Consider the following 19,151-nt stretch of genomic DNA (forward strand, 5'->3'; position numbering starts at 1 on the left):
TGAATCCGCTGTCCGGAGGGCCCGGGCCGTGGGGACAGCCCGGGCCGACCGCTCAGCGCTTCTGCCGCTTGAGGGTCTTCTCCAGGACGGGAGCCTGACCGCTGGCCTCGAGGTCGGCGTAGTACGCACGGGCCTCGTCCTGCCGCTGCTTCTCCGCGCCGCTCGCGATGGGGGCCCGCACGTGCTCGGGCTCGTAGCCGAACGCGTCCACGAGGTCGAGGGCGTACGGACGCAGCCGCGCGCACAGTCGATCGATGTAGCTCGACACCGCCGCCGCCCGCTGGGTGGAGAGCCGTCCGTGGATGAGGTGCCAGGCGAGGTGCTTCTCGATGAGCTGCAGACCGAAGAGGTCACGTAGCCAGGTCATGACCTTCTTCGTCTCGGCGTCGTCCATCGCGTGGACGGCGTCGGTGAAGGCCTCCCACTGCAGCAGCTCGCCGTGCGCCCTGGCCGCCTCGATGAGCTCGGCCTGGTTCTCGTTGAACAGCCGCGCCCCGAGCGCCTTGTCCTTGCCGGCGGCACGCAGCCGGGTCGCGATGTCGGCGACCATCTGCTGCACGCGGCCCGCGAGGAGGTCGTGCTGCTGCTCCTCGCGCAGTCCGCGCTCCACCGACCGGGCGACCTGACCGAAGTCGGTCACCGCCTGACCGAGCTGACGGAGGCCGGCGCCGTGGAACACCTTGCCGGCGGTCATCCCCACGGCGTAGCGCGCGAGCGCCGCCGCGTCCTTGCCCTGGAACTGCTTCGCGTAGTCGGTCAGCAGCCGCTTGCCCACGAGCTGGAGCAGGACGTTGTTGTCGCCCTCGAACGTGACGTAGATGTCGAGGTCGGCACGGAGTCCGACGAGCCGGTTCTCGAACATGAAGCCGGCACCGCCGCACGCCTCGCGGGCTTCCTGCAGGGTGTCGAGCGCGTGCCAGGTCGACAGCGGCTTGAGCGCCGCCGCGAGCGTCTCCAGGTCCTCCCGGTCGTCCGGGGTGTCGGTGCGACCGGAGAAGACGCCGTCGAACTTCTGCAGGAACTCGTCGTGCGCGAAGATCTGCGCATACGTCGTGGCCAGGCGCGGGAGCAGACGGCGCTGGTGCTTGCCGTAGTCCATCAGCACGACCTCCTGCCCGTCCGCACCGTCGAACTGGCGACGCTGCGTGGCGTAGGTGATCGCGATGTGCAGGCCGAGCGCGGAGGCCCAGGAGGCGGCGCCGTCGAGCGAGACGCGTCCCTGCACGAGGGTGCCGAGCATCGTGAAGAAGCGGCGGCCGGGGCTGTCGATCGCGCTCGAGTAGGTGCCGTCCGCGGCGACGTCGCCGTAGCGGTTCAGCAGGTTCGTGCGCGGGATGCGCACCTGGTCGAAGGAGAGCCGGCCGTTGTCGATGCCGTTCAGTCCACCCTTGAGGCCGTCGTCCTCGCGCCCGATGCCCGGCAGATCCACGCCGTCCTCGCCGCGCAGGGGCACGTAGAAGCAGTGCACGCCGTGGTTGACCCCGTTGGTGATGAGCTGGGCGAAGACCGTCGCCGCGATGCCGTGCAGCGCCGCGTTGCCGAGGTACTCCTTCACGGCTCCCCGGAACGGCGTGTGGATGACGAACTCCTCCGTCTCCGGGTCGTAGGTGGCGGTGGTGCCGACCGCGGCGACGTCGGAGCCATGCCCGATCTCGGTCATCGCGAACGCGCCGGGGATCGACAGGTCCATGACACCGGGGAGCCACCTGTCGTGGTGCTCCTTCGTGCCGAGCTGCAGGATCGCGGAGCCGAAGAGCCCCCACTGCACGCCCGACTTGATCTGCAGGCTCGGGTCGGCGGCGACGAGCTCCTCGAAACCGGCGATGTTGCCGCCGTTGTTCTCCTCGCCGCCGAAGCGCTTCGGGAACGCCCGGTGCACGGCCTTGTTGTCGACGAGGAGGTGGAGCTGACTGAGCACGCGCTCGCGGTGGTCGTCCTTGCCGAGCTCGTCCTTCCGCCAGAACGCGGAGTCCTTGATCATCTCGCGGGCCTGGCGGCGCACGTCGCCCCAGGTGCCCATGAGGGCGTCGTTCAGGCGGGCGACATCGATCCGCGGGGCGGTCGCGCTCTCGCGCGGGTCAGGTGTCGTCGAAGGGCGGACGGCGGCGTCGACCATGAGCGTTCCTCTCGGAGAGACGAAAGTGGATGCCTCTCATGGTAGGTGTGCGACAAAACGGCACGAAGTCCCCTGTCCGCATCCTCCAACCATCGGCCGCCCCGTCCGCGCCCGTCGTTGTCGGCTCGCGACAGGTTCCGCCGCGTAGCTCCGTCGACCCACCCTCTTCCGTGCGTCCCGGCCCCCTGCGAGCGTCCGCAAAGGGGTGGCTCGCGCGGAAGGGGGTGGGTCGGGGTCAGGAGGCGGCGATCACGGCGAGGACGCCGTCGCCGTAGGCCTCGCGCTTCTTCGCACCGATGCCGGTGATGCCGTCGAGGTCGGCGTGCGACGTGGGCCGATGCTCCGCGAGAGCACGGAGCGTGGCATCGCCGAAGACGATGTACGCGGGGACGCCCTGTTCCCTGGCGATCTCAGTCCGCCAGGCCCGCAGCGCCTCGAACAGCTCCCGGTCTCCGGCGTCGAGGGCGTCGGCGGCACTCGCCTTCCGGGCGCGAGACGGCGACGACGGGCGCCCGATCGTGTCTTTCCGGAGCGGAACCGCGGTCTCGCCGCGCAGCACCCCCGCCGCGGCCTCTCCGGGGGCGAGCGTGCCGTAGTCGCCCTGCGCGACGAGGATGCCCCGGGCGAGGAGCTGGCGTACCACGCTCCGCCAGTCCTGGTCGGAGAGGTCGGCGCCGATGCCGTAGGTCGCGAGGGCGTCGTGCCGCTGCTGGCGGATGCGCTCGGTCGAGGCCCCGCGGAGGATGTCGATGAGGTGGCCCGCGCCGAACGCCTGATTCCGCTCCCGCTTGAGCCGCACGATCGTGGACAGCAGCTTCTGCGCGGGGACGAGCCCGTCGAAGGTCGCCGTGTCGTCGAGGCACGTGTCGCAGTTGCCGCACGGCTGCGAGTCCTGGCCGAAGTACCCGAGGAGGTTCTGCCGACGGCACGCCACGGTCTCGCACAGCGCGAGCATCGCGTCGAGGTGCTGCCCCATCCGCATCTTGAAGGTGCGGTCGCCGGGACTCTGATCGATCAGACGGCGCTGCTGCACGACATCGCCGAGCCCGTACGCCATCCACGCCACGGACGGCTCGCCGTCACGGCCGGCGCGGCCGGTCTCCTGGTAGTACCCCTCGACCGACTTCGGCAGATCGATGTGGGCGACGAAGCGCACGTCGGGCTTGTCGATCCCCATGCCGAACGCGATGGTGGCCACCATCACGACGCCGTCTTCACGGAGGAAGCGCGACTGGTTCGCCGCCCGCACCTCGGCGGGCAGACCGGCGTGATATGGCAACGCGTCGAGACCCTGCGCGGCGAGATACGTCGCCGTCTGCTCGACGGACTTGCGGGTGAGCGCGTAGACGATGCCCGCCGCCCCCTCCGGCTGCGACCGGATGAACTGCACGAGCTGCTTGCGGGGATCGACCTTCGGGACGATGCGGTACTGGATGTTGGGGCGGTCGAAGCTCGCCACGAAGTGCTTCGCCGCGTCGAGGTGCAGGCGCTCGGTGAGCTCCTTGTGCGTGGCCCGCGTCGCGGTGGCGGTCAGGGCCATGCGCGGGACGCCGGGGAACCGCTCGCCCAGGTCGCCGAGGGCGAGGTAGTCGGGTCGGAAGTCGTGACCCCACTGCGACACGCAGTGCGCCTCGTCGATCGCGATGACGCTGAGCGTGCCGCGCTGCAGGAGGGACGTGGTCTGCGCGCCCGACAGCCGCTCCGGGGCGACGTAGAGGAGATCGAGCTCCCCGGCGACATAGGCGCGCTCGACCTCGCGGCGCTCCTCGATCGACTGGGTGGAGTTGAGGTACGCGGCCTTCACGCCGTTGGCGCGCAGCGCATCGACCTGGTCGTGCATGAGCGCGATGAGCGGGCTGATGACCAGTCCGGTGCCTTCGCGCACGAGCGCGGGCACCTGATACGTGATGCTCTTGCCGCCGCCGGTGGGCATCAGGACGACGGCGTCGCCGCCGCCGATGACCTGCTCGACGATGGCCGCCTGGTCGCCGCGGAAGTCGTCGTAGCCGAACACGGTGTGCAGTGCCTCGCGGGCCGTCGCATACCGGCTGGGCGCGGCGCGGCGGACGGCCGGCGCGGTGGTCACCGCAGTCGTCGGACCCGGCCCCCAGTCGAGGGGCGGCTCGAAGCCAGCCTCCTGCGGCTCCCAGTCCATCGGCTCCGGCGGCTCGGTCGGCTCCCACCCGTCGTCCCAGGGCTGGTCGGATGCCGCGTCCGGCTCGGGGATCCATCCGTCGTACGGATCTCGGGGAGTCTGCGGCATCCCTCCAGCGTAATCACCCCGACGGACAGCGGCACGGCGACGTCCACAGGCCCGCACTGTCGATCCCGGGCGTAGGTTGGTTCCAGACGCCGGAAGGAGCATCCGATGACCGACATCACCGTGACCCGCAACGACGAGGCCTCCCGCTACGAGATCCGTTCCGATGACGTGCTGGCCGGGTTCGCCGAGTTCGACACCCGCCCCGGCGCGATCCGCTTCCTGCACACCGAGATCGACCCCGCTTTCCAGGGCCAGGGCCTGGCCGGGAAGCTCGCCGCGGCGGCGCTGACCGACGTGGCGTCGACGGGCGACGCGATCGTGCCGCTCTGCCCGTACATCGCGAAGTACCTTCAGACGCACGAGGTGCCCGGCGCCGAGATCCGCTGGCCGCAGCGCCCGGGCTCGACGGCGGACGGCCCGGTGCAGAAGGAGTCGGCCGGCGCGGACGAGGACCCCACGGGCAGGGCGGAATGATCGGGCAGCGCCGCCTCGTCCTCGAACCCCGGGCGGTGCCGCTCGGCGGTGTGCGCGGCATGGAGGTGCTGCGGGTGCTGCCGCATCGCAACCTCCCCACCATCGGCGCCTGGTGCTTCCTGGACCGGTTCGGCCCGGCCGAGACCCGGATGCGGGTCGAGCCGCATCCGCACATCGGTCTGCAGACCGTGACCTGGCCGCTGGTCGGCGAGATCCGGCACCGTGATTCGCTGGGCAGCGATGCCGACCTCCGGCGCGGACAGCTCAACCTCATGACGGCGGGCAACGGCATCTCGCACTCGGAGTACTCCATCGGCGACGAGCCCGTTCCGCTCGATGCGCTGCAGTTCTGGGTCGTGCTCCCGGAGTCCGCGCGCCACGGGGACGGCGGCTTCGAGCGGCACACCGACCTGCCGACGACGACCCTCCCGGCCGCGACCGGATCGGACGCCACGGCCACGGTCGTGCTCGGCGAGTTCGCGGGCGTGCACTCGCCGGCGACCGTGCACACGCCGATCGTCGGGGCGGAGATCGTCGTGCCGGCCGGAACCACGGTGCGCCTGCCGCTGCGACCGGAGTGGGAGCACGCGCTGCTCCTCGTCGAGGGCGACGCCGCCGTCCCCGAGCACGCGATGACCCGCAACGACATGATCTACCTCGGCGATTCCCGCGACGGCGTCGAGGTGACCAGCAGCGAAGGCGGGCTGCTGTTCCTCCTCGGGGGTGAGCCGTTCGAGGACGAGATCGTCATGTGGTGGAACTTCGCCGGGCGCTCCCACGACGAGATCGCCGCCGCCCGCGAGGACTGGGAGGCCGCATCCCCCCGGTTCGGCGTCGTCGAGGGGCACGACCAGCGCATCCCCGCGCCGCCGCTCCCCCCGGTGCGCCTGATGCCGCGCAGCCGCACCCTCTGACCCCACTCCCGCACCCGCTCCCCACAGGCACTCCCGCTGATCCAGGCACTCCCGCCAGAACAGGCACTCCCGCTGATTCAGGCACTCATGACTCTCCCTGCCTGATCTCACTCCACTGCCTGCCCTCGCGCGCAACCCCGCTGACGCGCCTGAACAGGCATCCACGCCAACACAGGCACTCCCGCCAGAACAGGCACTCCTGATCCTCCCTGCCTGTTCTCGCGCCCGTGCCTGCCGTCGCGCTGAAGCCCCCAAACCCGACCACACCGACCCCGCTCTTCAGGCACTCACGCTGGCTCAGGCTCGATGGGCTTTCACCTGCCTGAACCCGCGTGATCGCCTGTTCCCGGAAGCAGGGGCAGGAAGCAGGACAGGAAGCAGAAGCAAACTCAGGCGCGGTCGGGGGTGTGCACGCGGGCGAGGAAGCGGTCCGTGCGGGGCGAGGGCCCTCGAGGGTCGAGCAACGACACGGCCACCGTGACTCCGGTCGCCAGCGGGATCGTCCAGGCGGCGGGCTGCGCGAGGTACGGTGCCGCGACGCCGACCCCGTCCACCGCGGCGTGCACGAGCAGGGCGAGCCCGGTCGCGACACCGCCGGACACCATGCCCGCGACCGCCCCGCGCGCGGTGAGACCCCGCCACCACACGCCCAGCAGCACCACGGGCGAGAGCGTCGACGCCGCCACGACGAACACCACCCCCACGCTCGACACAAGTCCCGCGGGCACCGTGAGCAGCGCGACCCCCAGCGGCACGAGCGCACACAGCACCGCGGACAGCCGGAAGGAGCGCACGGAGCCGGAGAAGACGTCCTGGCTGATGACCCCCGCGAGCGAGACCACGAGTCCGGCCGAGGTCGCCAGGAACGCGGCGAAGGCCCCGGCGACGATGAGCGCCGTCAGCAGCTCACCCGCGAGCCCGGGGAACACCCGCGACGGGAGCTGCAGCACCACGGTGTCGGCGATCCCCGGCTGCGCGAGGTCCGGCGCGGCGATCCGCGCCAGGAGCCCCATCGCGCTCGACACGGCGTAGAACGCGCTCACCATGGCGATGACGATCACGGTGGTCCGCCGCGCGGAGGCTCCGGTCGGGCTGGTGTAGAACCGCACCAGGACGTGCGGCAGGCCCATCGTGCCGAGGAGCAGCGCGAGCAGCAGCGACGCGGTCTCGTAGGCGTCGAAGCCGGACGGCCCGGCCTCGGCGGGGAAGACGAGGGCGGGATCGACGTCGTGCGGGCCGCCGCTCAGGGCGAACGCGATGCACACCACCGGCACGAGGAGTGCCGTGAGCTTGAGCCAGTACTGGAACGCCTGCACGAAGGTGATCGCACGCATGCCGCCCGCCGCGACCGCCGCCGCCACGAGCACCGCGATCGTCACGGCGCCGACCCACTCCGGCAGCCCGGCGACCACGACGAGCGTGATGCCCGCGCCGTGCAGCTGCGGCACGATGTAGAGCCAGCCGATGATGAGCACCGCGAGGCTGGTGACGCGGCGCGCGGCGGTCGAGTCGAGCCGGGCCTCGACGAAGTCGGGGATCGTGTACGCCCCGCTGCGGCGCAGGGGCGCGGCCACGAAGACGAGCACGAGCAGGTACCCCGCGGCGTACCCGATGGGGAACCAGAACCCGCGGGCGCCGTCCAGCAGCACGAGCCCGGAGAGGCCGAGGAAGGTACCCGCGGAGAGGTACTCGCCGCTGATGGCCGAGGCGTTCCAGACCGGACGCACCGTCCGCGACGCCACGAAGAAGTCGCTCGTCGTGCGCGACACGCGCAGCCCGTACACGCCGATGAGGAGGGTGGCGATCACGACCAGGGCGACCCCGACGAGGTCGAGCACGGCGTTCACTCGCGGTCCCGCAGGGCGCGGTACCGCCGCTCGTTGCGGACCGCCGTACGCACGTACAGCACCGCGAACACGAGGATCACCGGGTAGAACGCGAAGGCCTGGAGGAGCCACGACAGCGGCAGCCCGCCGAGGACGACGGCGTCGACCTCGGGGATGAGCGCGATCCCGAGCGCCAGGGCGACGACGACAACCACGAAGCCGGCGACGGTGCCGAGGGCGAGCCGGAGCTGACTGCGCATCAGGGCACGGGCGTAGACGGCGTCGGCCTCCGCGACCGGGGCTCCGGGCAGCGCGATCCCCCGGGTGGCGGCGGAGGAGCGACGGGGCGGAGTGTCCGCGGTGACCCGCACCCGCTTCGGCACCTCGGTCATCCGGACCCCTCTCCGCGCACGAGAGCCTCCCGCACCGCCGCGACGAGCCTCCTGCTCACCGGCAGCACGGTCGTGCCGACGACCACGACGGGATCCCCGCCCGACAGCCGCGCCTCGGTCACCGCGACCATCCGGACGAGGGTGGAACGGTGGATGCGGAGGAATCCGGCCGGCGCCCACCGCGTCTCGAGCTCGGAGAGCGGGATGCGCACGAGGTGGCCGGGACCGTCGTCCTCGGTGTGCAGCCGCGCGTAGTCGCCCTGCGCCTGCACCCAACGCACGTCGCTGCGCCGCACGAACCGCACGGATGCGCCCACGGTCACCGGCAGCACCTCGTCCTCGCCGCGCGGCGCGGCCTCCTGCGCGACCACTCTGTCCACCGCGCTCCGCAGCCGTTCCCGCCGGACCGGCTTGAGGAGGTAGTCCGCCGCGCGCAGCTCGAACGCCTCGACCGCGCGGGCCTCGTCGGCGGTGACGAACACGACCGCGGGCGGTTCCGCGAGACCGAGGAGCGCGCGGGCGAGCTCGGTGCCGAGAAGGCCGGGCATGTGGATGTCGAGAAAGGCGATCCGCACCGCACGCGCGGAGAGCTGACGCAGCGCGTCGGCGCCGTTGCCCGCGGTGAGGATCTCACCGATGCGCGGGTCGGCGCGCAGCAGGTGCACGAGCTCGTCGAGGGCCGGCTGCTCGTCGTCGGCGACGAGGACGTCGATCATGCCGCTCCTCAGTCGTCGTCCGGGTCGTGGAGGGGCTGCGATTTCGGGACTCGCATGCGCACCAGGGTACCCGCGCCGGCGTTGGTCTCCACGACCAGACCGCCCCCGCTGCCGTAGACCTGGCGGAGCCGGGTGTCGACGTTCCGCAGGCCCACGTGACCGCCCTCCTCGCGCGCCGTGAGCAGCGCGCGCAGGCCGTCCGGGTCCATTCCCACGCCGTCGTCCTCGACGAGGATCTCGGTGTGCGTGCCGTCGTCGCGGGAGGTGATGCGGATCTCGCCGCCGCCCTCCCCCGGCTCCAGGCCGTGCCGCACCGCGTTCTCCACGAGCGGCTGCACGGAGAGGAAGGGGATGACCGTCGCGAGGGTCTCCGGCGCGATCTGCAGCGTCACCCGCAGGCGGTCGCCGAACCGCGCCCGCTCCAGTTCGAGGTACGAGTGGATGCTGCCCAGCTCTTCCGCGAGCGTGGTGAACTCTCCCTGCCGGCGGAAGGAGTAGCGGGTGAAGTCGGCGAACTCGAGCACGAGGTCCCGGGCCCGGTCCGGGTCGGTCGTGATGAACGAGGCGATCGCGGTGAGGGCGTTGTAGATGAAGTGCGGGGAGATCTGGGCGCGCAGAGCCCGGAGCTCCGCCTCGGCGAGCTGGGTGCGGGAGGCCTCGAGTCCGCCGAGCTCGACCTGCGCCGCACACCAGTCGGCGACCTCCTCCGCCGCCCGTACGAGCGCGGCCCGCACCGGGGACGCGAAGGCGACGACCACCCCGACCGTCACCCCGTCGACGAGGATGGGCGCGCCGACCGCCTCCAGGTCGTCCGTCCGGGCGGGCGAGGGGAACACCTGCCTCCGCCCGGACGCGCGCACCTGGGCGGCGATGCGCACGGCGGCGGATTCGAGCCCGTCCGCAGCGCCGTCGAGGGTGACCGTGTCGTCCTCGCCGACGATGGCGACCGCGGCGCTGCCCAGCAGGGCGCGCAGGTGCCGGGCGGCCTTGACGGCATCCGGCCCGGTCAGTCCGCCGCGGAGGTGCGGGGCGGCGAGGCTCGCCTGATGCAGCGCCCGCAGCGCTCCCTGCTCCGCCTCGCTGCCGAGGTCGGCAGACCCGCGGGCGAACCGCCGGGCGAGCAGCAGCAGCGCCGTGAGGGCGATGCCGCCGAGCGCGCCGAGGATCGCGGCGAGGACGACGTCGTTCATGCGCTCAGCCTAGGGACGCGCCGGCGGGCTCAGCAGCAGCGGGCACCGGGATTGCGGTCCTGGTCGTCCATCCGCTGACGCCAGAACTGCCGCTCCGTCAGCGGCTCCTCGTCCGGATGATGCCGCCGGTGATGGGCGACGTACGTGGCGTACGCGGTGTCGCCCATCAGCGTCGTCATGTACCAGCGGATGCCGCGGCCGACCCGGCCGAGGGCGCTCCACAGCGCCCGCAGCGGGGAGGTCGCGGCATCCGTCCGATCCATCGCGTGGGTCATCTCAGTGCCGTGCCGCCGCGCGCTCTTCGGCGAGGATCGGCTCCCACTGCTTCTCCAGCTCGCGCTCCTCCGCGTCGGGGAGGAACCCGGCCGGGGCGAACCGGCGCGACGGGACGGGCGGGTCCTCGGTGTTCTCGCCGCCGCCGTTGCGGATCGCCTTCACGGTCGCGATGACGGCCATGACGATGACGATGATCGCGAGCACCACGAAGATGATCGACAGCGTGCCCTGCACCGCGGTGTTGCGGATGACGGCCTGCAGCACCTCCGGCGCGCCGAGCGTGGTGTCACCGGAGTTCAGCGCCTCCAGGTAGCGGAAGTGATTCGCCCAGTATCCGATCGCCGGCACCGGCGAGAAGATCTTGTAGAGCGAGGCCGTGATGGTGACGACCGCGGTGAAGGCGAGCGGCAGCGCGATGATCCACAGCCACCGGAAGTAGCTGCGACCACGCTTGGCGACGATGGCCAGCACCACGGCGAGCGCGATCGCCGCGAGCAGCTGGTTCGCGATGCCGAACAGCGGGAAGAAGGTGTTGATGCCGCCGAGCGGGTCGGTGACGCCGAGGATGAGGATCGCTCCCCAGCCGGCCACCATGATCGCGGTGCAGATCCACACCCCTGGGCGCCAGGAGACGTCGCGGAACTTCGGGAACCAGGCGCCGATCGAGTCCTGCAGCATGAAGCGGGCGACCCGGGTTCCGGCGTCCACCGCCGTGAGGATGAACAGGGCCTCGAACATGATCGCGAAGTGGTACCAGAACGCCATCAGCGCCTGTCCGCCGAGGGCCTGCTGCATGATGTGCGCGAGGCCGAGCGCCAGCGTCGGAGCCCCTCCGGTGCGCGAGACGATCGACTCCTCGCCGACCGCGGCCGCCGTGCCCGTGAGCATGTCGGGGGTGAGGTTCACCCCGGTCAGCCCGAGCGAGTTCACGAAGGCGACCGCTCCCTCCACGGTGCCCCCGGTCGCGGCGGCCGGGGCGTTCATGGCGAAGTAGATGCCCTGGTCGATCGAGATCGCGGCGACGAGGGCCATGATCGCGACGAACGACTCCATGAGCATGCCGCCGTAGCCGATGAACCGGGTCTGCCGCTCCTTCTCGACGAGCTTCGGTGTGGTGCCCGACGCGATCAGCGCATGGAATCCGGACAACGCGCCGCACGCGATCGTCACGAACAGGAAGGGGAAGAGCGGCCCGGCGAACACCGGACCCATGCCGTTCTCGCCGAAGATGCTGACCGCGGGGACCGAGATCTCCGGACGCACGAGGACGATCGCGCCGGCGAGCATCACGATGACGCCGATCTTCATGAACGTGGAGAGGTAGTCACGCGGCGCGAGCAGCAGCCACACCGGCAGCACCGCGGCGATGAAGCCGTAGATGATGATGCCCCACGCGATCGTGGTGCGGTCGAGGTGGAAGATCGCCTGACCCCACTCGGTGCCGGCGACCCAGCCACCGCCGATGATCGCGGCCATGAGCAGCACGAAGCCGATGATCGAGACCTCGGTCACCTTGCCCGGGCGCAGGTAGCGCAGGTACACGCCCATGAAGAGGGCGATCGGGATGGTCATCGCGACGGAGAAGACGCCCCACGGGCTCTCGCCGAGAGCGTTCACGACGACGAGCGCGAGGATCGCGACGATGATGAGCATGATGAGCAGCGAGGCGATGATCGCCGCGGTGCCGCCGATCTTGCCGAGCTCCTGCCGCGCCATCTGTCCGATGGTCCGACCGCCGCGCCGCATCGAAAAGAAGAGCACCGTGTAGTCCTGCACGGCTCCCGCGAGCACGACGCCGACGATGATCCAGATGGTGCCGGGGAGGTAGCCCATCTGCGCCGCGAGCACGGGGCCGACGAGGGGTCCGGCGCCGGCGATGGCGGCGAAGTGGTGACCGTAGAGCACCCGGCGGTCGGTGGGGACGTAGTCCTTGCCGTCCTGCTTCACCTCGGCGGGCGTGGCGCGGCGGTCGTCGGGGCGGGTGATGTACCGCTCGATGACCTTGGAGTAGAAGCGGTAGCCGATCAGGTAGGTGCAGACGGCGGCGAACACGAACCAGATCGCGTTCACGGTCTCGCCGCGCACGATGGCGAGCATCACCCAGGCGACGCCGCCGAGGAGGGCGATGGCCGTCCACAGCAGGATCTTCGGCAGGGTCCAGCGGCGGCTCTTGGCCTCGTGCTCCGCGGAGAGGGCGACGGGTGGGAGGTTCGGGTCGGTCTCGATGACGGGGTCGTCGTCGACGAGCCCGGCGCCGTCGCGGCGGCGCGACGAAGGTGCGGTCATGGGGTTCTCCTCTGGGGGCGCATCATTGCGTCTCCCCACGGTAGAGAGTGCGTGCCGCTGTCGCTTCCGGATCCGGGGACGCTGCGACGAGCGGCGGGGGTCGTGCGACGAACGGATGCCCGGCCGTCCTCGCCCCGGCACGTCTGCACGACCTGGATACGACGGCACGGCCGCACGAGGGATTCCCTCGTGCGGCCGTGACCGGGTCGTGCAGACGCTCCCGGATCACCCGGGGGCGTCGGTCTCCGGAGGCGCGGTCGGCTCGGGAGTCGGCCCCGGCGTCGGAGTCGGATCCGGGGTCGGCGTCGGCTCGGGAGTCGGCGACGGCTTCGGCGCGGGGGTCGGCTGCTTCGGCGCGGCGTCCGCGGGCGTCGTGACCGTCACCACGGTGCGCACGGCCGAGTCGCCGTACTGGACGAGTCCGAGGTAGCGGGTCCCGGCGGTCAGACCGGTCCAGCTCAGCTCATAGCTCGTCTTCTCGCCGCGGACCGCGGCGATCGGGTTCGGCGTCGCGGTGAACGAGCCCTCCCCGTCCGGGAGCACGGAGGCGTGGGTCATGTCCCACGTCATCGGCCCGGTCGTGGAGTACACGTTCGCCACGACGAGGTAGGTGCCCGCGGTCGGTGCGGGGATCGTCACCTGCTCGTCGGCCGAGCCCGTCGCCGACTGCCAGCGCTCGTAGTAGCGCAGGTCGTCGGGGCTCACGACCCGGTAGACGGTGAGGTCGAGGTCACTGCCCTCGTCGTCGGACGAGTCGAGGTCGAACCGCGAGAGGGTGGCCCCCTCCGGCACGTCCACGATCCAGGACACGTCCTTGTTCGCGTCGCCCGAGTTCTCGTTCCCGGAGTGCCCCTCGACGGGGTTGTCCGGGTCGCTGAGGAGCTGGAACGGCGTGAGACCCGAGACGCCCAGCGCCAGGTCTCCGTCGAGGCCGGGGATGATGTCGACGGTCGTGCTGCCGTCGACGCCACTGCCGGTGACCTCGGCCGGGGCATCCGCCGTGACCGGGAACACCGCGATCGGCGAGCGCACCGTGTTCTTCTTGCTCGTCCAGGTGAGCGAACCCGTGGCCCACTGCTCGACCGGCGCGGTGGTGCTGTCGAACGTGACCGTGAAGGTCTTCGTCTGCCCGGGCTTGTCGAAGGCGAGCTGGGACGGCGTGACGGTGACGTTCACGCCGGGGACGGAGGCCTTCGCCGTGAACACGCCCTTCTCGGTCGACGTGACCGAGCGGGTGACGGTCTGCGCGCTGGCCAGGGACCCGATCGAGATCGATGCCTGGTTCAGGTCGCTGCCGTCGATGGGGTCGATGCCGGGGAAGTCCGACAGCCCCTTCCCGTCGAGGAAGGCCGCCCAGTCCTTGAAGCCGTTGAGGTAGAGCAGACCCGGGTTCAGGAACCGCGTCGCGTCGACCTGCCCTGCTCCCTGCTCGAATGGATTGGTGTTCTTCGAGCCGTCGGGCAGCACGGTGTCGAACGCGGTCGTCATCAGGGCCGAACGGATCTCGCCCGGGGTCGCCCGCGGATGCTCGCCGAGGTACAGCGCGCCGAGGCCGGCGATGTGCGGGGAGGCCATCGACGTCCCGGAGAGGATGCCGAAGGTCGGGTCCTCACCCGGGGCGTTGTGCGTGGCGGCGAGGATCGCCACTCCCGGAGCGGCGATGTCCGGCTTGAGGACGTCGGTGCCGTCGGCGAGCATCGGTCCGCGGCTCGAGAAGCCCGCGATCTGCGGGGTCGGCGTGGTCACACCGGTGGTGTTCTCGCCGACGAGGGTGATCGGCCGATCGACACCGCCCTGCACGTAGGCGAGCACGGCCGCGTGGTGCACGGCGTTCAGGTGCACGGTGGGCACGGCGTGGAAGTCGTTGTCGAGGGAGTCCGCACCGCCGGGCACGTTCACCAGGACCATCCCGATGCCCCCGGCGGCCTTCACGACCTGGGACTTCTCCGCGCGGGCGTTGCCGCCGCGGTCGCAGACGACGATGTGTCCGGCGACCTTCGCCGGGTCGAGGGTGCCCGGCAGGCACAGCTGCGCATCCGCCGCACCGGACGCCGCGGCATCCACGGCGGCGATGGAGGGTCCGGAGACGCTCTCACCGAACGGGACGGTCACCGAGGCGCCGGCCTGCTCGAAGCCGTCGAACTGCACGGTTCCCTCCCACGTGGGGATGGTGGAGGCGGCGACCGTGGTGTACCACGGCGAGGCGTGGTCGGCGGTGACCGGATCGGGGCCGTCGTTGCCGGCGCTGGTCGCGACGAAGACACCGGCGGCCGCGGCGTTGAGGAACGCGAGGTCCTCGGGAGCCATCACGGTGCTCGCGGCGCCGCCGCCGATCGAGTAGTTGATCACGTCGACACCGTCCGCCACCGCCTGATCGATCGCGGCCACGAGGTCGCTCAGCGCGCAGATGTCATCCGTGGTCACGGTCGTGTCCGGGCCGACGTAGCAGGCCTTGTAGGCCGCGACCTTCGCCCCGGGGGCGACGCCGGAGACCGTTCCGAAGTCGACGCCCTCGATCGCGGCGTCCACTCCGAAGTTGCCTGCGGCGGTGCTCGCCGTGTGCGAGCCGTGACCGTCGCCGTCGCGCGGGGAGAGGTAGTCGTACTGGAAGTCGAACCCGGCCGCCTGGGCTCCCGCGAAGAAGTACTGCCCGCCGATGAGCTTCGTCGAGTAGTCGCGCTCGTCCCAGTCCTGACCATCGACCATCGCGCCGCGGAACTGTCCGCCGTCGGACTTGTCGAAGTAGACGTAGGTGCCGTCGGTGTACGGGTCCGTGCCCTTGTGCCGGCTGTTCTGCTTCTTCTGCTGCTTGAGCTTCTTGCCCTCGAACGAGGGGTGCTCGGGAGCGATGCCCGTGTCGATCACACCCACCACGACGCCCTCGCCGGCCTTCTTCACGCCTCCGGTCTGCTGCCACACCCCGCCGCGGCCCTTGCGGTCGTCGCCGAGACCGAGGTAGTCGGTCGAGGTCTGCGCATCAGGATGACGGATCTCGTCCGGATACACCCCGAGGACGTCCTTCGAGGCGCGGAGCCGGTCCACCTGCTCACCCGAGAGGTCGGCGCTGAAACCGTTGAGCACGACCTGGTAGGTCGTGTCCGGGGTGACGCCGACGTCGTTGATGAGGCTCTTCTGCTCGGACTCGAGGTGCTTGACGTAGCGCCGCGCGTCCTGCGACTGCGTCTCGAGCTGCTCGCCCTCGTCAGGCTTCGTCGCCTTCAGGCCCTTGACGTCGCCTTCGTAGCTGGCGAGGGGATCGGCCTTCATGATCACGATGTAGTGCCCGGGGGTCCCCGCGACCGGAACGGGGTGCGTCACCTCCCCGGTCGCTGCGTGGCCTGCGGTTGCCGTCGATGCGATGAACAGCGTCGCCAGGGTGGTGGCTGCTGCGATCCGAAGGGGTGTTCGACCCATATCTCGCTCCTGATGATCCGATGATCCCGATGCCGCGTCGTCGCCGCACCGCGGCTCACGATAGCCCCGCCGTTCGGCGCCGGATCGAGAACTGAACGATGGTCGCCCCCGATCGTGCCGATCGGTCAGGATGGACGGCGGCCGACTCTCCGAATGTCGCCAGTAGGCTGGAGACGTGGCCCGAACCTCCGTCCTGTCGACCAGAGTGCTGCTGATCTGCGCGGCGATCGGCGTCGCCACGGGCATCCTCGGCGGCATCGCCGGATGGGTCACTCCCCTCCTCCTGGCCAGCCCGCTGCTGTTCCTCTACGGCCTCGTGCTGGGCTCGCACGTGCTGCCGGGCATCATCGCGCAGGAGGTGCTGCGGCTGCCGTTCGTGGCGCTCATCACGCACGTGTTCGCCGCCCTCATCGCGAGCGCCTTCAACCCGGCGTGGTCGCTGCGGTTCATCGGCACGGCGCTGCTCTTCGGTCTCATCCAGGAGGGTGTCGCCGCCCTCACCCGCTATCGCTCCTGGGGCGCCTGGCGGTTCTTCGTCTCGGCGGTCGTGATCGGCGTCGTCGTGGCGGTGGCGGTGTTCTTCGCAGCGAACCTCGCGGTCATGCCGCTCTGGGCCCAGCTGCTGTACCTGACGATCTCCGTGCTCGGCCCGGTGGCCTGGACGGCGATCGGCCTCGCCATCGGTTCGGCGCTGCGCACCGCCGGCGTCGCGCGCCGCTGATCACGCACCGGGCCCGCTGGCAGCACAGGTAAGGCTCAGCTAAGTTAGAGGCACACCCTCCGTCGAACCAGGGACGTGCCGTGCGCCCATCCGCACCCCTCCTCCGCGTGCGCGAGCTGACCCTCACCCACGCGGACGCCGTGCACCCGTCGCCCCGCGATGTGACCTTCGACATCGATCCCGGCGAGGTCGTGCTGCTGCTCGGCCCGTCCGGTTCCGGGAAGTCGACGCTCACGCTCGCTCTCAACGGCCTCATCCCGCATGCGCTCCCCGCGACCATGACCGGCACCGTCGAGGCCGGCGGCATCGACACCACCACCGCGCACACCGCGACGCTCAGCACGCACGTCGCCATGGTCTTCCAGGATCCGGACGCGCAGATCGTCACAGGGACGGTGTACGACGAGGTGGCCTTCGGCCCGGAGAACCTCCTGCTCCCGGTGGAGACCGTGCGGGCCCGCGTGGAGGACGCGTTGCGGCGCGTCGGCCTGTGGGAGCGCCGCGACGATAACCCCGACCACCTGTCCGGCGGGGGGCGGCAGCGTCTCGCCATCGCCTGCGCCCTCGCGATGGGCTCTCCGCTCATCGTGCTGGACGAGCCGACCGCGAACCTCGACCCGCAGGGGATCGACGACGTGTACGCGGCGCTGACCGAGGTCGTGGCCGCCGGGGACCGGGCCATCCTCCTCGTCGAGCACAACCTCGACGCCGCGATGCGCTTCGTCACGCGCACCATCGTGCTCGACCGCGAGGGCCGGGTGGTCTTCGACGGTCCGGCGGCCGAGACCATCCGCGCACACGCCGACGAGCTCGTGGCGATGGGAGTCTGGCTGCCCGCCGCGACGCTCGCCGCGCTCCGCCTCCGCGACCGGGGGATCGTCCTCGACCCGCTGCCACTGACGCCCGAGGCGCTGGCCGCCGCACTTCCTCCCGGCCCCCGCGCCGCGTCCTCGGTGCCGGTCGGCGATCCTCGCCCCGCCGACCGGGAGCCCATCATCCGGGCCCGCGGCCTCACGGTCGCACGGCGCCGCACCGAGATCCTGCACGGGGTCGACCTCGACATCGCCGCCGGGAGCCTCACCGCGATCGTCGGGGCGAACGGGGCGGGCAAGACGACGCTGATCCAGGCTCTCGCCGGGGTCGTGCCGCCGCCGAGGGGTCGGGTCTCCGTCGACGGCATCGACCCCGGGACGGCCTCGCCTCGGGAACTCGCGGCGCGCATCGGCTTCGTGTTCCAGAACCCGGAGCACCAGTTCATCGCCGCCACCGTGTTCGACGAGCTCGCCCACGGTCTCCGCCTGCGCCACGTGCCGGACGACGAGGTCCGCACGCGGGTGGCGGAGATGCTGGAGCGGTTCGGGCTGTCGCACAAGGCCGGGGTGCACCCGTTCCTCCTCTCCGGCGGTGAGAAGCGACGGCTCTCGGTCGGCACCGCCCTCATCAGCCGCCCCCGTGTCCTCGCCCTCGACGAGCCCACCTTCGGGCAGGACCGCGCCAGGGCGGCCGAGCTCCTGGCGCTGCTGGAGAGCCTGCGGGCGGACGGCACGACCGTGGTCATCGTCACCCACGACCTGCAGCTCGTCGCCGAGCACGCCACCGACACGGTCGTCCTCGCCGACGGGCAGGTCCGGGCCGCCGGTCCGACGGCGGCACTGTTCGCCGATCCCGCGATCCTCCCCTCCGCCGGCCTGCGCGTCCCCGCGTTGCAGCGTGTGCTCACCGCGGCCGGGTGGGAGGTGTCGCCATGACGATGACCACGCTCGATCCGTATGCGCCGCTCACGGCCACCTCGCGGCGGCAGTTCCTCTACGGCCTCAACCCGCTGGCGAAGGTCGCCGGGTTCGCCCCCGCGATGCTGCTCCTCGTCTTCGTGCGGGACCTGGCCACCCCCGCCGCCTTCCTCGTGCTCGCCTACGCCCTCATCCTCGTCGGGGCGCGGGTGACGGGGCGCCTCCTCGCGCTGCTCCTGCTCGGCCTGCCCGTGGGCATGGTCGCGATCGGCGTCGGCTTCTCGCTGTGGGTCGACGCGGCCCTGGTCGCCGACACCACCCCCGTCGTGACGATCGGCGACTGGACCCTCTACGGCGGCGCCCTCCTCATCGGGTCCGCCACGGCGCTCCGACTCGGCTCGATCGTCGCGCTCGCGCTCGTCGGCGGCCTCACCACCAGCGGTTCCGACCTCGTGCGTGCGAGCGTGCAGCAGCTGCGCGTGCCGTACCGCATCGGCTACACGGCCCTGGCCGCCTTCCGCTTCGTGCCCCGCTTCGGCCATGAGCTCGCCGTCATCCGCGCCGCGCACCGGGTGCGCGGCTCGCACGGCGGCCGCGGCCCGTTCGCCCGGATCGCGCGCGGGTGGGGCTACATCGTCCCGCTGCTCGCGGGCGCCATCCGGCACGCGGAGCGCGTCGCCCTCGCGATGGACTCCCGGGCGTTCGGCGCGCATCCGACCCGGACGGAGCGGCACCTCGTGCCGTTCCGCGCGAGGGACACCGTCTTCACCGTGGTCATGCTCGCCGTGTCGGCCGCGATCTTCGTCGTCTTCTTCCCCTGGCAGCTCCCCTGA

The 19,151-nt window shown here is 71.4% G+C and carries 14 protein-coding genes; 5 read left to right on the top strand and 9 right to left on the bottom strand.

Annotation, left to right across the window (positions count from 1 at the left end):
• Window positions 1-52 precede the first annotated feature (52 nt).
• Both BK819_RS02725 and recQ read right to left on the bottom strand, forming a co-directional pair.
• A complete protein-coding gene (locus BK819_RS02725; protein ID WP_071327750.1) occupies window positions 53-2,116 on the bottom strand; it encodes an acyl-CoA dehydrogenase in 2,064 nt (687 codons plus the stop codon).
• Window positions 2,117-2,351: 235 nt separating this feature from the next.
• The gene (recQ, locus tag BK819_RS02730; RefSeq protein ID WP_071327751.1) at window positions 2,352-4,379 is read right to left on the bottom strand and encodes a DNA helicase RecQ; all 2,028 of its coding nucleotides are present in this window, start codon (window positions 4,377-4,379) and stop codon (window positions 2,352-2,354) included.
• Window positions 4,380-4,484: 105 nt separating this feature from the next.
• Here recQ and BK819_RS02735 point away from each other — a divergent pair, with 105 nt between their 5' ends.
• Both BK819_RS02735 and BK819_RS02740 read left to right on the top strand, forming a co-directional pair.
• Window positions 4,485-4,853, top strand: coding sequence for a GNAT family N-acetyltransferase (locus tag BK819_RS02735; RefSeq protein WP_071327752.1), 369 nt, complete (start codon window positions 4,485-4,487; stop codon window positions 4,851-4,853).
• Complete coding sequence (locus BK819_RS02740) at window positions 4,850-5,767, top strand: pirin family protein (RefSeq protein WP_071327753.1); 918 nt, start codon at window positions 4,850-4,852, stop codon at window positions 5,765-5,767. Before BK819_RS02735 ends, BK819_RS02740 begins: the two co-directional genes overlap by 4 nt.
• 389 nt (window positions 5,768-6,156) lie before the next feature.
• On the opposite strand, the gene BK819_RS02745 is transcribed toward BK819_RS02740, so the two are convergent.
• From BK819_RS02745 to BK819_RS02775, 7 genes are all read right to left on the bottom strand, one after another.
• The gene (locus BK819_RS02745; RefSeq protein WP_071327754.1) at window positions 6,157-7,614 is read right to left on the bottom strand and encodes a cation acetate symporter; all 1,458 of its coding nucleotides are present in this window, start codon (window positions 7,612-7,614) and stop codon (window positions 6,157-6,159) included.
• Complete coding sequence (locus tag BK819_RS02750) at window positions 7,611-7,985, bottom strand: heavy metal transporter (protein ID WP_071327755.1); 375 nt, start codon at window positions 7,983-7,985, stop codon at window positions 7,611-7,613. Before BK819_RS02750 ends, BK819_RS02745 begins: the two co-directional genes overlap by 4 nt.
• Complete coding sequence (locus BK819_RS02755; RefSeq protein WP_071327756.1) at window positions 7,982-8,701, bottom strand: LytTR family DNA-binding domain-containing protein; 720 nt, start codon at window positions 8,699-8,701, stop codon at window positions 7,982-7,984. Before BK819_RS02755 ends, BK819_RS02750 begins: the two co-directional genes overlap by 4 nt.
• Before the next feature lie 8 nt (window positions 8,702-8,709).
• Window positions 8,710-9,891, bottom strand: coding sequence for a sensor histidine kinase (locus BK819_RS02760; RefSeq protein ID WP_071327757.1), 1,182 nt, complete (start codon window positions 9,889-9,891; stop codon window positions 8,710-8,712).
• 29 nt (window positions 9,892-9,920) lie between these two features.
• Window positions 9,921-10,166, bottom strand: coding sequence for a YbdD/YjiX family protein (locus BK819_RS02765; protein ID WP_083391627.1), 246 nt, complete (start codon window positions 10,164-10,166; stop codon window positions 9,921-9,923).
• A gap of 1 nt (window position 10,167) precedes the next feature.
• Complete coding sequence (locus BK819_RS02770) at window positions 10,168-12,453, bottom strand: carbon starvation CstA family protein (RefSeq protein WP_025104668.1); 2,286 nt, start codon at window positions 12,451-12,453, stop codon at window positions 10,168-10,170.
• Between the two features lie 225 nt (window positions 12,454-12,678).
• A complete protein-coding gene (locus tag BK819_RS02775) occupies window positions 12,679-15,867 on the bottom strand; it encodes a S8 family peptidase (protein WP_071327758.1) in 3,189 nt (1,062 codons plus the stop codon).
• 175 nt (window positions 15,868-16,042) lie between these two features.
• On the opposite strand from BK819_RS02775, the gene BK819_RS02780 reads away from it, so the two are divergent.
• From BK819_RS02780 to BK819_RS02790, 3 genes are all read left to right on the top strand, one after another.
• The gene (locus BK819_RS02780; RefSeq protein ID WP_060923064.1) at window positions 16,043-16,588 is read left to right on the top strand and encodes an ECF transporter S component; all 546 of its coding nucleotides are present in this window, start codon (window positions 16,043-16,045) and stop codon (window positions 16,586-16,588) included.
• Window positions 16,589-16,668: 80 nt separating this feature from the next.
• Entirely contained in the window at window positions 16,669-18,336 is a 1,668-nt protein-coding gene (locus BK819_RS02785; protein ID WP_071327759.1) for an ABC transporter ATP-binding protein, read from the top strand.
• A complete protein-coding gene (locus BK819_RS02790; protein WP_071327760.1) occupies window positions 18,333-19,151 on the top strand; it encodes an energy-coupling factor transporter transmembrane component T in 819 nt (272 codons plus the stop codon). Before BK819_RS02785 ends, BK819_RS02790 begins: the two co-directional genes overlap by 4 nt.

This window comes from Microbacterium sp. LCT-H2 (assembly GCF_001866135.1).
Classification (GTDB): Bacteria; Actinomycetota; Actinomycetes; order Actinomycetales; family Microbacteriaceae; genus Microbacterium.

Excerpts from the sequence above, each read along its gene's own strand:
- BK819_RS02725 (WP_071327750.1), bottom strand. The coding sequence starts at position 2,116 with ATGGTCGACGCCGCCGTCCGCCCTTCGACGACACCTGACCCGCGCGAG.
- recQ (WP_071327751.1), bottom strand. The coding sequence starts at position 4,379 with ATGCCGCAGACTCCCCGAGATCCGTACGACGGATGGATCCCCGAGCCG.
- BK819_RS02735 (WP_071327752.1), top strand. The coding sequence starts at position 4,485 with ATGACCGACATCACCGTGACCCGCAACGACGAGGCCTCCCGCTACGAG.
- BK819_RS02740 (WP_071327753.1), top strand. The coding sequence starts at position 4,850 with ATGATCGGGCAGCGCCGCCTCGTCCTCGAACCCCGGGCGGTGCCGCTC.
- BK819_RS02750 (WP_071327755.1), bottom strand. The coding sequence starts at position 7,985 with ATGACCGAGGTGCCGAAGCGGGTGCGGGTCACCGCGGACACTCCGCCC.
- BK819_RS02755 (WP_071327756.1), bottom strand. The coding sequence starts at position 8,701 with ATGATCGACGTCCTCGTCGCCGACGACGAGCAGCCGGCCCTCGACGAG.
- BK819_RS02760 (WP_071327757.1), bottom strand. The coding sequence starts at position 9,891 with ATGAACGACGTCGTCCTCGCCGCGATCCTCGGCGCGCTCGGCGGCATC.
- BK819_RS02765 (WP_083391627.1), bottom strand. The coding sequence starts at position 10,166 with ATGACCCACGCGATGGATCGGACGGATGCCGCGACCTCCCCGCTGCGG.
- BK819_RS02770 (WP_025104668.1), bottom strand. The coding sequence starts at position 12,453 with ATGACCGCACCTTCGTCGCGCCGCCGCGACGGCGCCGGGCTCGTCGAC.
- BK819_RS02775 (WP_071327758.1), bottom strand. The coding sequence starts at position 15,867 with ATGGGTCGAACACCCCTTCGGATCGCAGCAGCCACCACCCTGGCGACG.
- BK819_RS02790 (WP_071327760.1), top strand. The coding sequence starts at position 18,333 with ATGACGATGACCACGCTCGATCCGTATGCGCCGCTCACGGCCACCTCG.